Consider the following 15,306-nt stretch of genomic DNA (forward strand, 5'->3'; position numbering starts at 1 on the left):
CCGATCCAGCGCCAATTCGGCAGAATTGGTTTGCTCATGGATCCAATCAAGGTGACCGAACGACTCGGCCGCTGGTCGGCAGGCCGCGGACCGCTCTATGTGCTGCTCGCCGCGCGGCTGCGCCAGCTCATCGACGACGGCGAACTGCCGCCGGGCACCCGGCTGCCGCCGGATCGGGTATTCGCGAGTGCACTCGCGGTGGGGCGCAGCACCGTGGTGGCCGCGTACGACCTGCTGCACGGCGAGGGCCGGATCGTCCGGCGGCAGGGCAGCGGCACCCGGGTCGCGGGACCGGCCACCGCGAGCGGTCCCGACACCACCGCCGAACCGATGTTCCTCGATCTGTTGGAGCCGCGGGCCGGTGTCGTCTCGCTGGCCTGTGCGGCGCCCGATACGCCGCCGCCGGAACTGATCGAGGCGTACACCGCGATACTGCCCGCGCTCGCCCGGACCACCGATGACATGGGCTATCACCCGGCCGGTCATTCGGCGCTGCGCCGTGCCATCGCCAGTCGTTTCGCCGAGCGCGGCGTGCCGACCGAACCGGCCCAGATCCTGGTGACAACCGGTGGGCAGCAAGCGCTTTCGCTGCTGGCCCGGGCGTTTTCCCGGCCCGGGGACCGGGTGCTCGTCGAGGCGCCGACCCACCCCGGCGCGCTGGAGGTGTTCCGGGAGGCGGCGACGGTGCTGCGCGGCCTGCCGCCCGGGTTGGCGGGCTTCGCGACGGCGGTGCGCGAGCACCGTCCGGCGCTGGCGTACGTCATCCCGACCTTCCACAATCCGACCGGCGCGGTGCTGACCGCGCTGGAACGCGCCCGGCTCGCGGAAATGGCTGTCGCGCAGGATATTCCGGTTATCGACGACGAGGTGCTGGCCGAACTCGGCTTCCCCGGCGTCGAAACGCCGCTGCCGTTGGCCGCGTATATGGACAACGGCATAACCACTGGTTCGCTGAGTAAAACCATCTGGGGCGGCCTTCGCATCGGCTGGATCAGGGCGGATGCGGCCGTTGTCGGCCGGATGGCCCGGCTGCGCGCGGTACACGACCTCGGCGGCAATCTGCCCGCCCAGCTGGCCGCGGCCGAATTGCTGCCGCTGATGGGAAAGGTGTTGCGGCGCACGGCCGTCGAGCGACAGCAGCGCCACGACCACTTGCGCGCGGAACTGGGCAGGCTGCTGCCCGAATGGCCGGTGCCGCCGGTCACCGGCGGGCAGACACTGTGGGTGTGCCTGCCGCGCGGCGACGGCACCTCGTTCACCCAAATCGCGCTGCGCCACGGCGTTTCGGTGCTACCGGGCAGCGGGCTGGACCCCGGTGACGAGTACACCGACCACATCCGCCTGCATTTCATGCACCCGCCGGAGGTGCTGAGCCGGGCGGCCGAGCGGCTCGCCGACGCGTGGCGCGACTACCGGCCACCGGCGCACGCGCCGAAAGTGCCTTCGCCGTTGGCCATCTGAGCGCGTGCGATCAGCGTGCGTCGAGCAGTTCGAGCGCCTCGGCGGCGGTGCGGCAACCGTTCGTGACCAACTCCAGGCTGGCCAGCGACGCGGTGTGCATATCTTCGGTCATCGCGGCGACGCAATCCGACACCGGATATACGGTGAACCCGAGATCCGTTGCGTGCCTGGCTGTTTGCTCGACGGTGATATTGGTGGCGACGCCGGTGACGAACAGGGTGTCGATACCGCGCTCGGTGAGCCAGGCCGCGGCTCGGTTACCGGCCAGCCCGGAGAGCTTCTGGTTGTCGAACACCTCGGTCGCCTGGTCGATCATTTCCGGAATCAACTGGCTGCCAGGAGACTCCGGGCGCAGCTCGGTCTGCGCCGCACCCACCGACCGCATGAATCCGGTATTGCGCACCAGTTCGCCCTCGCCGACCGGAATGGTGAACCTGGTGAACAGCACCGGTACCGAACGATCCAGAGCGGCCCGATGGAACGCGACCGCGCGCGGGACCACCCCGCTCTTCGCCACCGGCGCAGCGAAGATCGGCCCGAAGAACCCCTCCGGCTTGATCACATTCACCTGCCAGTGCAACGCGAGCACCGCCGCGCGAATTCGTGGGACTGCCATGCGCCCGAAGATAGCAGCCGCGCGTCGTTGTCAAGCCGAGCCGACTTCCCGCAGTTGGGATTTCACCACCTTGCCGCTTGCGTTGCGCGGCAGCTCCGGCACCAGCACCAAAGCCTTCGGATGCTTGTAGCGGGCCAGATTCTCGTTGAGGAACGGCTCCAGTTCGGCCAGTGTCAGCTCATCGCTCGAATCATTCAGTGCGACAACGGCGACCGGCACCTCGCCCCACTTCTCGTGCGCCCGGCCGACCACCGCCGCCTCCCGGATCTTCGGATGCGCGAACAGCGCGTTCTCCACCTCGGCGCAGTAGATGTTCTCACCGCCGGAGATGATCATGTCCTTCTTGCGGTCCACCACCCAGATGAAGCCCTCCGGGTCCTGGCGCACCAGATCGCCGGAGTGGAACCAGCCGCCGGCGAACGCCTCGGCCGTCGCCTCCGGCTTGTTCCAGTAGCCCTGCATGAGAGTCGGTCCGCGGTAGACGATTTCGCCGACCTCGCCGGGCGCGACATCGTTCATCTCGTCGTCGACGATGCGGGCCTGGATGGTCGGGATCGGTTTGCCGACCGAGCCCAGTTTGCGCAGCGCGTCCCGGCCCTCCAGCACACAGGTGATCGGCGACATCTCGGTCTGGCCGAATACCGCGACGCTCACCGCGTCCGGGAAGCAGTCCGCCATCGCCCGCAGCACCGTCTCCGATGCGGGCGCCGCGCCCCAACCGAGCACGCGCAGTGCGAGTTTGCGCTGTTTGACGGTCGGATGGTCACAGATGAGCTGCCATTGCGCCGGGACGCAGAATGCGGAGGTCGCGCCCTCCGCCTCCACCGCGTCGAGATATTCGCCCGCGTCGAAGGCGCCGAGCGGATGCAGAACGGTCTTGGCGCCCAACAGGAACGCCGGCGCCAAGCTGCCGAGCCCGGCGATGTGGAACAGCGGCGACGAGCAGAAGCCGATGGTCTCCTGATCCAGCTGCATCGCCCGGATACAGGTCAGCGCTTGGGAATTCATATTGGCGTAGGAGAGCACCGCACCCTTCGGGCTGCCGGTGGTGCCCGACGTATACATGATCAGCGCGGGAGTATCTTCCGGGATATCAAGGGGCACATGGGGTTCGCCCGGCTCGGCAAGCGCGTCTTCGAAGCCGACCACACCGTCGCCCGTTCGGCCGCCGATGACGAAACAGGTTTTCAGCTCGGCGAACTGGGCCGTCATCGCCGTCGCCAGCGGTTGCAGCAGCGTATCGGTGACGATCGCCTTGGCGCCGCTGTCGCCGACGATGTAGGCGACCTCGGGCGGGGTGAGCCGGAAATTCACCGGGACCGCGATCGCGCCGAGCGCGTTGACGCCGAAGACGGCCTCCAGATATTCCGGATAGTTCAGCGCGAGGATCAGCACCCGATCGCCGAAGCCGACGCCGCGCCGGGCGAGCGCGTCGGCGAATCGCAGTGAACGCTCGTGCAGCTGCCGCCAGGTGGTGTCGACGCCGCGAAACCGCACCGCCACCGCGTCCGGGCGCATGGCCGCATGGGTGGCGATCTGGTTGTTCCAGTGGTTGCGCCGCGACCGGATCGGCTCGTCGAACGCCTGGGTGGGAGTGGTCATCCACTGACTCCTCTCGGGCCGTCGGCCGGGTGGGTGCTGCTGCGCCGACGGGCTGAACTGCGAGCAGATTAGCAAGTAACTTATTTACACATCAAGGGAAACGAGCGTTAATCGTTCGCCGCTGGCCACCGCTGTGGAACAACCACTTCTAGCTGCCACTTTACCGCCGGACACATAGTACGAGCGGCATCGCATCGCCACTTCAGATGCGAATGGCGACTCACTTATGAGTTGACAGCAAGCAGTATCGCACCGCACGATCGGGGAAGGTCCGGGCGCGCCGCCCGGTATGCGGGGATCGGCCGACGCCGCGAAACGACAGGAGAGCGCCATGCTGCGGACCAGGTTCACCGAGACCTTCGGGGTGGAACACCCGATCGTCCAAGGCGGCATGATGTGGGTCGGGCGAGCCGAACTGGTCGCGGCCGTCGCCAATGCGGGCGGCCTCGGCTTCATCACCGCGCTCACCCAGCCGACCCCCGACGACCTGCGCCGGGAGATCGCGCGCACCCGGGAGCTCACCGACAAGCCGTTCGGCGTGAACGTCACCATCCTGCCGTCGATCAACCCGCCGCCGTACCAGGAGTACGTGCGGGCGATCATCGAGAGCGGCGTGCCGATCGTCGAGACCGCGGGCAGCAATCCGGAACCGTTCCTGCCGTACTACCGCGATGCCGGAATCAAGGTGCTGCACAAGTGCACCAGCGTCCGGCACGCGCTGAAGGCGCAGCGGATCGGCGTCGACGGCGTGAGCATCGATGGCTTCGAATGCGCGGGCCACCCCGGTGAGGACGATATTCCCGGTTTGGTGCTGATCCCCGCCGCCGCAAGGGTTTTGGATATTCCGATGATCGCCTCCGGCGGTATCGCCGACGCCAGGGGACTGGTCGCCGCGCTGGCGCTCGGCGCGGACGGCGTCAATATGGGCACCCGCTTCCTGTGCACCCAGGAGTCGTCGATCGCGCACCGGGTGAAGGAGCAGATCGTCGCCAACTCCGAGCGCGACACTCAGCTGATCTTCCGCACCATGCACAACACGGCCCGCGTCGCCGATAACGCGATCAGCCGCAAGGTTGTCGAAATCGAAAAGGCCGGAGGCACTTTCGACGATGTCCGGGACCTCGTCTCCGGCGCCCGCGGCCGCCGGGTCTTCGAGGACGGCGACCTCGACGCTGGCATCTGGTCGGCGGGCCTGTGCCAGGGGCTGATTCACGACATCCCGACCTGCGCCGAACTCATCACCCGCATGGTCGGCGAGGCGGAGGAGCTCATCACCGCGCGGCTCGCCGAAAAGGTGGTCCTCGCCTGACTCAGGCCAGATATATGACGGCGATGCCCGCGGTGACGGCGCAGGTAGCCAGGATCCGCGGCATTCCGAAACCCTCCTTGAACAGGACAGCACCCAACACGGCGCCGACGATGATGCTGGATTCGCGCATGGCGGCGATATCGGCGAGGGCGCCGCGGGTCTGCGCCCACAGAATCAGGCCGTAGGCGAGCACGCTGAGTACGCCGCCGGTCAGGCCGATTCGCCATACCGGGCGCACCGCGGTCACCAGGGCACGGCCGCGCACGGCGAATGCGGCGATCGGCAGGGCGGCCTGGCCCAGCAGCATCAACCAGGCGATGTAACCAAGTGTGCTGTGCGCCAGCCGAACTCCGATACCGTCCACCGTCGTGTATGCGGCGATCACCAGCCCCGTCGCGAATGCGGCGCCGATGGCGGCCGGCCTGCTCGGATGTATGCGATGACCCCAGAACACCAGGCAGGCAAGGCCGATCGAGATCAGCAGGACTCCGGCGAGTTGCCCGGCGCTGGGAATCTCACCCAGCACCAGTGCGGCGAGCAGGGTGACCACCAGCGGCGAGGTGCCGCGGGCCAGCGGGTAGGTCTGACTGAGATCGCCGAACCGGTAGGACAGCATCAGCAGGCAGTTGTACGCGATATGCAATGCCGCCGAAGCCGCCAGATACGGCCAGCTGCGTGGATCCGGCCCAATCGCGAGACATACCAACGGAATTGCGCAGAGCGTGCAACCCAGCGTTACCAGCGTCAGCGACGCCGTCTTATCCGGAATCCAGTGCGCGATGGCATTCCAGCCGGCATGCAGTAGCGCCGCGACCAGGGCGGCGAGTACGACCTCGACCGGAATTCCGGACGTCGACAGGTTCGCTGCGTTCATGGCGGACTCTCTCGCTCGGCCCGTTTCCGGGCAGGTTGATGGAGTCCTCCAGGCTTTTATCCCGTCAGATGTCGGCCGCGGCCTCGGCGTAGCTCGGTCCAGTCCGCGCGGACCTGATTATGTTGCGGCTGAGTGCGATTGGTGCTCGCACCGGCGGCCCGCACGCGGAACCCTATACGCGATCAATGTTTTCGACCCTAGCCGTTGCGGGCCGGTAGCACGAGTGGGTTTTCGGTCACTTCTTGGCGGCGCGGGCGGTGACCGCCGCGTAGTCGTGACCAGCGATCAGCTCGATACCGTCGGGGAGGGCGTGCAGGCGGTGAATGGTCTCGAAAGTGGCATCCCGGTCTGCATCGAACAGGTTGCCCGGCATCGGCGCCTTCTCCCGAATCAGCTCCACCTGCAGCTTGTTCCACACCGCGTCGCCCGCTAGCAGCACCCGACTGCCGTCGTCGACGGCGAGCAGCACCCCGATGCTGCCGGGGGTGTGGCCCGCGAGATCGACGAGCACGACCGAACCGTCGCCGAACAGATCCATGCTGCGCGGGAAGGTCAGCACCGGTGGCCCGTCGAGTTCGAAGGTGTCGAAGGTGCGGGCGCGCAGCGGGCCGCGGGCGACGCCGATCGGCGCGTGCGGACCGCCCATCGCCCATGCGTATTCGACCGCGGGCAGCCGGATCGAGACCGACGACGGCAGCTCCAGCAAACCGGAGACATGATCCCAGTGCAGGTGGGTCGGTATTACGAAATCGATGGAATCGGCCGGGATATCGCGCGCGGCCAGCGCATCGGACAGGCCGAGCACCGGCTTATCCGGCGCGACCAGCAACGGGATCGGGAACGGCAGCTCCGGCAGCACCCGCCGGTGCACACCCGAGCACAGCGCCGGATCCACCAGGAAACGCGCCCGCGGATGTTCGATCAGGAAGGCGGACATCGTCATCCGGATTTCCCGCAGGCTGCGCGCGCCCTCCGCGACGATCGTGGTGGGCGCGGACATGGTGGCCTGCGCCAGCACCGTCAACCGGACAGTGTTGGCGGCGGCGGGTGCGGGATGCGCGACCAACCGGGCGAGCAGTTCGGTATCGGCGGGGCGGGGGCGGACCAGGCGGGCCGGTGTCGCCGCGACGGCGGCACAGCAGCGCAAGACCGTTGACAAGGTCGGAGTGCGCTGTGCGCGGGCGTTTCCGGTGGCTGAGTCGGGCACGCAGTCACCGTAGGCGATCGGCGACGGGCAGCGGAAGGGCAGGGCGGACCCGCGAAAGACCGGGTTGTCCGGCCCCCGATCTCCGGCATAATCGCGGGAGTACCGTGCACGGCGGCAACAACTGCCCGGAAGCGGGTAGGGAGGGTGGCGCGATGCGGACCGGACTTCCGGGCGGACAAGGTTTTTCTCGTTACGGCACCGCGAGCCGTGGCAGCGCGCTGCCCATCGGACGCGCGATGTTCACCGTCCTATACAACCCCCCTGGCAACGCCGATCCGGCCGACCGCCGATCGCGATGAACGCGCACAGCGCGTCCGGCCCCCCGGTATCGATCATCGGAATCGGTTGCAGGCTGCCGGGAGCGAGCGGAGTCGACGAATTCTGGCGGCTGCTGCGCACGGGCCAGGACGCCATCACCGACCCACCCCCCGGCCGGCTCGGGGCAGGGCCCGGCGGATACCTGCGCGATATCGAATGGTTCGACAGCGACTGGTTCGCCATCTCGGCGCGCGCGGCCGCGACGATGGATCCGCAGCAGCGGCTCGCGCTGGCGGTCTCGGTCGAGGCGCTCGACGATTCGGGAATCGGCTATCGGACAAGGGGTTCCGGTGCGGCGGTGGTGTTCGGGGCCGGTGGTTACGAGCACGGTAGCGCGCTACTCGGCGGCGGCGGGCACGACGCGCCGTACGCGATCACCGGATCGGCGCTGAGCATCATCGCGAACCGGGTCTCCTACGTACTGGATCTGCACGGGCCGAGTTTCGTTGTGGACAGCGCCTGTTCGTCCGCGCTGGCGGCGATCGACCTCGCGGTGCGGCTGCTCGACGATCCCGCCGTGCCGTTCGCGATCGTCGGCGGCGTCAACCTCGCGCTGCTGCCGCATACCGCGAATTACCTTGCGGAGAGCGGTTTCCTGGCGCCGGACGGGCGGGTCAAACCGTTCGACGCGGACGCCGACGGATACGCCAGGGCCGAGGGCTGCGCGGTGGTCGTGCTGCGGCGCACCGCCGACGCGCTGCGCGACGGTGACCGGATCTATGCCGAAATCGCCGGTACCGCGGTGGGTTCCGACGGCAGAACCGAGGTGTTGACCGCGCCGAACGGGTCAGCGCAGCGGCAGGTCATCCGAACCGCCTGGGACCGAGCCGGACTCGACCCCGGTGCCGCGGGCTATATCGAATGCCACGGTATCGGAACCCAATTGGGTGACACGGTCGAGGTGGCCGCGCTCGCCGCGGCGCTCGGCCCGCACACCGCACCGGTATGGATCGGCTCGGTGAAATCGAATCTCGGCCATCTCGAGGCGGCCGCGGGCATTACCGGCCTGATCAAGGCCGCCCTCTCGATCCGGCACGGGACCATCGTGCCGACGATCAACCTGCACAGCGAGAATCCGGCGCTGCGACTCGCCGAACACGGGCTCCGCGTCCCAACCGAACCCGTCGACTGGAGCGGCACCCCGCTGCCGGAACGGTTCGCCGGTGTCAGCTCATTCGGCCTCGGCGGCACCAATGCCCATGCGGTGCTGCGCGGCATCGCCGCCCCGCCGTACACCCGCGGCGACGAACCGCCGTACCTGATCCCGGTCACCGGCCGCGATATCGCCGCGCTGCGCGCACAGGCCGATCACCTCGCCGACTATTTCTCGGTCGACCGCAACGCATCTCAGCCCGAGTCCGATATCGGGACACACGACGACGTCGCCTCCGGAACCCGCGTCCGCAAGCGCCCGGACGAGCCGGTGTCTGCGCGCCACGATTCCGCCCACCGCGCGGTACGGAACCGGAATGCGAACACGGCCGCACCGGTTTCCGACCGGGACAGCGGCGAGTTGGTCGACGCGCGTCGAACGGCGGCCGACCCTGTCGAATCGATCGGTGCGCGGCAGCAGATGCCTACCGACGAAGCGCGAGCGGCGAGCCGAAGCACAGCCCTGCCCAGCCTCCTGTCGAATCCGGCTGCGGCGGTTGGGGACCAGGGTTTCGATAACCCGAATCGCACCGTGACCCATTCCGGTGAGGCGAGCGCCTCGGCGGGTGTGGCCGACGATCGAGCTACGGGGACCGGCTGGGCCGAGGGTGAATCCCTGCGCAATACCGGCCAACTGCGCGCTGCCGTCGCGGCGGTCGCGCGGCTGATTCCGGAGACCGCGCGTGCGGCGGTGATCGCCAGGGACAGGGCCGATGCGGTCGAGCGGCTGCGGGTGTTGGCGCAGGGCGGCTCCGATGCCGGGGTGGTCGGCCCGACGACGGTTACCCGGACGGGCGGGGTGGTGTTCCTGTTCTCCGGGCAGGGCGGGCAGCACGCGAAGATGGGGCGGGCGCTGGCTGCCCGGTATCCGGTATTCGCGCGGGCGCTGACCGAGGCAGTGGACGCCGTCGCCGCGGCGGGCGGGCCGCGAATCTGGACGCCGCGCAACGGATTCACTCTTGAGCGCGCGGCGCTCGGCGAAACCGGCAGCGCGGCAACCGAACTCGTGCAACCCGCCATATTCGCCTTTCAGGTCGCGATGGCGGCGTTGCTGGCGGCATGGGGTGTCCGGCCGGGCGCGGTGATCGGGCACAGCCTCGGCGAGGTGGCGGCCGCCGTGGTGGGCGGCGCGTTGACGCTGCCGGATGCGGCGCGAGTCGTGATGTGGCGCAGCCGAATACTGTCCCAATTGGATGGGCGCGGCGCGATGGCACTGCTGGACGCGCCCCCGGACGAGGTCGCCACGCTGGTGGAGCCGATGCGAACGGAGATCGGGATCGCCGCGGTGAACGGCCCGCGCTCGGTGGTGGTCTCCGGCACCCCGCGCTACATCGATACGCTCGTGCGCCGGGCCGAGCGGCGCAATATCTTCGCGCAGCGCATCGCCGTCGCTTTCGCGGCGCACAGCCCGCAGGTCGCGCCGCTGGTCCCGGAATTGCTCGGCGCACTGGCCGGATTGGCGCCGCGCACCCCGCACACCACCATCTATTCCACCGCCCGCGACGGCAGCTCGGTCACCACCATGGACGCCGCGTACTGGGCCGAAAGCGCCACGGGCACGGTCGAACTCGCCGCTGCCCTGGAATGCGTTGCCGCGGACGGTTTCTCGACCGTCGTCGAGATCTCGCCGCATCCGGTGCTCACCGGGGCGGTACGCGAATACCCGGAACTGCGTGACGCGGCATACGCGGCCTGCGGCCGGGAGGACGAGGCCGCCGCATATCTCACCTGCCTGGCCCGGCTGCATGCCGATGGGCGGCCGGTGGAATGGGCGGCGCAGGGACCGTTCACCGGCGCACCGCCACTACGCAATTGGACCGAACGCAAATTCCCGCTGCTCACCGGTTCGGCCCAGGAGCCGACCGAAACCCGCACGCCCACCGAGGATCTCGCCGACCATATGGTGCTCGGCATGCCGACCGTACCGGCCGCGTACTGGTTGCACCGGCTGCTCGAGCTCACCCGCACCCAAGGATGGCAGGAGGCACCCGGGTGGGTGAGCTCTACGGCGGTAACCGATTTCGTGATCCATGAGCGGATAGATCTGGCCGAACTGCCCGCCGTCACCTACCGCCGCAACGGCGATGGAAGTATGCGGGCGGAGGCCACCGGCGGCGGAGCGCTGGCATCGTCCCGGCCCGCCGGTGGGCCAACGCCCGCCGATATCGTCGCATGGATGCGGTCGGTCGATGGTAATCGGGCCCGGCATCACCGCATGCGGCCGATTTCACCAGGCCTTTTCTATGACACGCTGCGCATGCGCGGCCTGGCGTACGGGCCGCGCTTCCGCCCGCTGCGCGCCATCGCGGCCGAACGCGACGGTGCGAGCGGAACAGCCAGCGCCCTGGGTATTTTCGAGGCCGCACCGCTGCATCGCACGGCGACATTGGACGGCTGCCTCCAGCTGCTCGCCGCCGCGGCGTCCGATGAACTGCCCGCCGAGGCGGTGCCGCTGCCCATCGCCATCGAATCCGGTTGGGTCTCCGGCGAATCCGACCGGGTGCTGCTGGATGCGCACGCCTTCGTCCGGGAACGCACGCCCGATGGGGTGATCGGCGATGTCATCGGCACCGATCAGCACGGTGCGCCCGCGGTCGCGCTCACCGGTGTGCACCTGCGGTTCGCCAGGACAGATCGGGCAGTCGACCCGTATCTCACACCGGCTTTGGTGTCGGAAGTACCCCTGTACCAAGAGGTTTGGGTTCCGCTGCGCGGATCCGGCACCGGGCCGGCCGCGGTGCCGGAGCGGGCCGTCGTCATCGGCGAATCGCACGCCGCCATCCGGCTGGCCCGGGAACTCGAGCGCCGTGTGCCGACCGAGCGGGTGGCGCGCGATCCGGATGCCGCGAGCGCGGCCGTCGCATCGGTACTGTCCGGGCGCGGCATTTCCTCCGGGATCGCGGTCGTGATCGTGTGGCCGCAGCGGTCCGACGACGCGCGCGACGACGATGCGAACCGCCGCACCGTCACCGCGCTCACCCGGGTGCTGGAGCTGCTGCAATATCTGCAATCCACCGACGCCCCAGCATCTTTGACGGTCGTGCTGCCGGTGGAGGCGTTGGCGCAGCGCACACGGGCGATGCCCGTGCCCGGTGCGCTCGCCGGGCTGGTGCGCGCGCTGCAACTGGAATCGGACCGCCCGATTCAACTGGTGTGGACCGACGGTCATCACGACAGCCTGCGATCGATCGCCGACAGTGTTTCGGCCGCACGGCATTTCGACGAGTTGCGGCTGGCCGAGGGCACCGCGCATATTCGCCGCTTCACCAGGGCGCGACCGCAGTCCATCGGGCCCGTCGCGATCGATCCGCACGGAACCTACGTGGTCACCGGCGGATTGGGTGCGCTCGGCGCGCTCACCGTGCGCTGGCTGCTCGACGCGGGCGCACGCGACGTCGTCGTGCTGACCCGCACACCGCGTCCGCTGCCCGAACCGCTGGAGGATTTGGAGGACCGGCTCGTCGTCGTCCGGTGCGATGCCGCCGATCGCGACGATCTGTGCAACGCGCTCAACGATATTCGCGAATGCGGCTCCACCGTCCGCGGCGTCGTGCACGCGGTCGGCGCACCGGTGAGCGCGCCCTTCGAGGCCATCACCGCCGACCAACTCACCCGGGTGTGCACGCCCATCCTCACGGCCGCACGCAATTTGATCGAGCTCACCGCACGCGATCCCATCGATTTCGCGCTGCTGCACTCGTCGGCGGCCGGCGCCATCGGCGCTCCCGGACAGGCCGCCTACGCGTCCGCGAGCGCCGCATTGGATGCGCTCACCCTCGCATACCCGAACCGCCCGGTGCGCAGCATCGGTTGGGGCGCATGGGAATCCCCGCACCCGACCGGTGACGCCCCCCAACCCCACCGCGCGGCCACCCGCCCCTTCGACCCCCAACGCGGCACCGAACTGCTCACCCAGCTGCTGCGCTACCCGGGCCCATACCTGCTCGCCCTGGACTACCAACCAACCACCGACACAACCCCGCTCACCCGCCGCCTCTCGAAACTCCTTGATGGCGAGCCGGATTCGGACCTAGCCGACGACACGGACGGCGCACCGGCACACAGCGAACCGGCGCTGCTATCAATCGAATCCGGCGGCGCGAATGCCGCGGGCTAGGCGTACCTCCATCTTCGCTCCGGCCATGCGCGGGCTGAAGACGGCTTCGCCGACAGCGCCCCTTCGGCGTACTTCCACATTCGCTTCGGCCATGCGCAGGTCTACGAACGACTTCGCCGACAGCGCTCATCAGGCGGGTGCTTCACAACAGCTGTCAGCGGCCACGAGATTTTCCCGTGAACAGCGAGTTGCGTGGACCACAGAGGCTATTCGGCTTCGGTCCCATACTCGGCTCCGATAGTCCGGGCCAGATCGAGCAAGATCGCTGCCTGCTCGGCTTCGCCCCACCCGGTCAGCAACCGTCCGACGAACTCCAGGAATACCGGCCGATGATGGGGTGGTAACCGGTCCGCGAGCTGAGCGAATGCAGCTGCCGAACATTCGCTCAAGCCCATGGCTATCGTCAGCACCTCGGTGTCGACCGACAGCGCCTGCCTGAACTCGTCCGGATACCGGATGAGCGCCCAGGCCGGATACTCCCGGGTCCGCAGGACCGCATCCGGTACCGGGTCGATCAGGTTGTCGAATCGGTCTTTGCACAAAATCGTGGTACCACGTCTGGCCACCTTGTATTCAGTCCCGGTCGGAAACCACACCTCGGCCAGATAGCCTTCCGGAGGACCCTCGTATCGCACCGGACCAGTGTCACAAACCATGACGCCGCGGACCAGACCTCCAACCGACAGCCACCAAACGACCGCACGGAGCGATTGCCCTCCACGCATCAGCGGAATAGCTGAAAGTTATTGGCTGAGGGCCAGATATTTTCCCGCCAAGTGACCGCCGATGGGATTCGACTGGCCGCCGACACACAGCAGGTACGCACCCCGCACAGGCGTCCGGCTCAGGCGCGGAGCGACTCTATCGACGGCCCCGCGACCGGTCGGCGGTCGATGTGCCGAAACGCGCGCGGATCTGCTCGTGAACTGGGGTGGTGAGCGCCATTATTGTTCGATGGCCAGTGCGAATATTCCCGTGAAATGGAAGGACGAGCCGGAGGAGCATGATTATCCCGCGGCCGCCGACTATTTGGAGTTGCTCGCGGATCCGGACACCGTTGCGGAGGTGATCGAGGACCTGCGCAAGGCGCCCATCGTGCACAAGAAGGCCAAGGACATACTGCGGGCCGCGAATCTGGAACTGCTCTCGCCCGAGAATCCGTATGTCCGCAATGACCTGATAAAGATCAATGCCGGTAAATCGCTGTCACCGATCCTGTTGGTGCGCGGTGATTTTCGCAAGGGTGCGCCGATGGTGATCGCCGACGGCTACCACCGGGTGTGCGCCATCCACTGGGCCGACGAGAATATCGCCATCCCCGCGAAGATCGCGGCCCGCCCGTGACATTCTCCACCCTCGCGCTCGTGGTGGCGCTCGGCCTGTTCGGGCCGATTCTGGCGCTGCGCAAGGCGTGGCACATCCCGGTGATCCTCGGCGAGCTGGTGGTCGGAATCATCTTCGGCACCACCGGATTCGGGGTGCTGCACTACTCCGATCCGATCTTCACCTTCCTGGCCGATATGGGCTTCGCCGTCGTCATGTTCGTCGCCGGAACCCATGTGCCGGTGCGGGATCCGGCGGTGCGCTCGGCGCTCGACTCCGGCGTGCTGCGCGCGGTGCTGGTCGGCTTGCTGGCCGCCGCGGCCGGATTCGGGGTGGCCGAATGGTTCGGCACCGGGCACGGCGCGATCTACGCGGTGCTGATGGCGTCGTCCTCGGCGGCGCTGGTCCTGCCGATCATCGATTCCGTTGGGCTGCAAGGTAAACCGGTGCTGGCCTTGACGGCGCAGGTGGCCGTCGCGGATACCGCGTGCGTGGTGGCGCTGCCGCTGGTGATCGATCCCGGCAATGCCGGGCGCGCCGCGCTGGGGGCGCTCGCGGTGGCGGGCTGTGCGGTGGTGCTGTACTTCCTACTGCGCTGGCTGGAGGGTTCGGGTACTCGGCGTCGGATCCACAAGGTCTCCGAGGACCGGGCCTTCGCGCTCGAATTGCGCGGCAGTCTCGCCATCCTGTTCACGCTGTGCGCCGTGGCCACCCAGACCCATGTGTCGATCATGTTGGCGGGCTTCACGGCCGGGCTCGCGGTGGCGGCGGTCGGCGAACCGCGCCGAGTGGCCAAACAGCTGTTCGCCATCAACGACGGCTTCCTGGGTCCGCTCTTCTTCGTCTGGCTCGGCGCCCGCCTGAACCTGCGCGACTTCGGCACCCACCCGCGGCTCATCCTGCTCGGGCTCGCCCTCGGCTTCGGAGCCGTACTCGTGCACCTGATCCCGCGCCTGCTCGGCCAACCCGTCGGCTTCGGCGCACTGGCCGCCGCCCAAATCGGCGTCCCGGTCGCCGCCGTAACCGTCGGCACCCAACTACATGTGCTGGTCCCCGGCGAAGCCGCCGCCCTCATGCTCGGCGCCCTCGGCACCATCGCGACCGCCGCCGCAGCCGCCAGCTGGCTCGCCGCCAAGCGAACACCGACCCCAACCGCCAGCCCCTAACTCAGCCGCTGACAAAGTGTTTACGCCGAACCCCGATTATGAACCTGACTCCGTCTATGCGGGGTGTCCGGTTGATCGGCGCGATGCGGCGCTACAGCGCCAGACCGCTGCGACGACGCAATAGCTTGCGCGAGAAGTAATTTGTACTCAACAAACCGCGA

General features: G+C 68.3%; 10 protein-coding genes. 5 read left to right on the plus strand and 5 right to left on the minus strand.

The features are described 5' to 3' along the window. The first annotated feature begins 36 nt into the window (after positions 1-36). The gene (locus F5544_RS45210; RefSeq protein WP_167478793.1) at positions 37-1,461 is read left to right on the plus strand and encodes a PLP-dependent aminotransferase family protein; all 1,425 of its coding nucleotides are present in this window, start codon (positions 37-39) and stop codon (positions 1,459-1,461) included. 10 nt (positions 1,462-1,471) lie between these two features. Here the strand turns inward: F5544_RS45210 and F5544_RS45215 are convergent, their stop codons facing one another. After that, complete coding sequence (locus F5544_RS45215; RefSeq protein ID WP_167478794.1) at positions 1,472-2,077, minus strand: cysteine hydrolase; 606 nt, start codon at positions 2,075-2,077, stop codon at positions 1,472-1,474. Between the two features lie 30 nt (positions 2,078-2,107). Beyond that, positions 2,108-3,679 (minus strand): fatty-acid--CoA ligase FadD5, encoded by a 1,572-nt coding sequence (gene fadD5 / locus F5544_RS45220; RefSeq protein WP_167478795.1) that lies wholly within the window; start codon positions 3,677-3,679, stop codon positions 2,108-2,110. A 331-nt stretch (positions 3,680-4,010) separates the two neighbouring features. Between fadD5 and F5544_RS45225 the strand changes: the two genes are divergently transcribed. After that, positions 4,011-4,988: an NAD(P)H-dependent flavin oxidoreductase gene (locus tag F5544_RS45225; RefSeq protein WP_174867539.1), complete on the plus strand. Its 978-nt coding sequence runs from the start codon at positions 4,011-4,013 to the stop codon at positions 4,986-4,988. 1 nt (position 4,989) lies between these two features. On the opposite strand, the gene F5544_RS45230 is transcribed toward F5544_RS45225, so the two are convergent. Both F5544_RS45230 and F5544_RS45235 read right to left on the minus strand, forming a co-directional pair. Beyond that, positions 4,990-5,862: an EamA family transporter gene (locus F5544_RS45230; RefSeq protein ID WP_203217480.1), complete on the minus strand. Its 873-nt coding sequence runs from the start codon at positions 5,860-5,862 to the stop codon at positions 4,990-4,992. A 235-nt stretch (positions 5,863-6,097) separates the two neighbouring features. Continuing rightward, positions 6,098-7,069, minus strand: coding sequence for an MBL fold metallo-hydrolase (locus tag F5544_RS45235; protein WP_238847008.1), 972 nt, complete (start codon positions 7,067-7,069; stop codon positions 6,098-6,100). A 295-nt stretch (positions 7,070-7,364) separates the two neighbouring features. On the opposite strand from F5544_RS45235, the gene F5544_RS45240 reads away from it, so the two are divergent. Beyond that, positions 7,365-12,656 carry a type I polyketide synthase gene (locus tag F5544_RS45240; RefSeq protein WP_167478796.1) on the plus strand — a complete coding sequence of 1,764 codons (5,292 nt, stop codon included), beginning with the start codon at positions 7,365-7,367 and terminating at the stop codon, positions 12,654-12,656. Positions 12,657-12,862: 206 nt separating this feature from the next. On the opposite strand, the gene F5544_RS45245 is transcribed toward F5544_RS45240, so the two are convergent. Further along, positions 12,863-13,291, minus strand: coding sequence for a hypothetical protein (locus F5544_RS45245; protein ID WP_167478797.1), 429 nt, complete (start codon positions 13,289-13,291; stop codon positions 12,863-12,865). A gap of 319 nt (positions 13,292-13,610) precedes the next feature. Between F5544_RS45245 and F5544_RS45250 the strand changes: the two genes are divergently transcribed. Together F5544_RS45250 and F5544_RS45255 are read left to right on the plus strand one after the other, a co-directional pair. After that, on the plus strand, positions 13,611-14,000 hold the full coding sequence (locus F5544_RS45250) for a hypothetical protein (protein WP_167478798.1): 390 nt from the start codon (positions 13,611-13,613) through the stop codon (positions 13,998-14,000). Further along, positions 13,997-15,145: a cation:proton antiporter gene (locus F5544_RS45255; protein WP_167478799.1), complete on the plus strand. Its 1,149-nt coding sequence runs from the start codon at positions 13,997-13,999 to the stop codon at positions 15,143-15,145. Before F5544_RS45250 ends, F5544_RS45255 begins: the two co-directional genes overlap by 4 nt. Positions 15,146-15,306: the final 161 nt, after the last annotated feature.

Origin of the sequence: Nocardia arthritidis (genome assembly GCF_011801145.1) — a bacterium.
GTDB lineage: Bacteria > Actinomycetota > Actinomycetes > Mycobacteriales > Mycobacteriaceae > Nocardia > Nocardia arthritidis_A.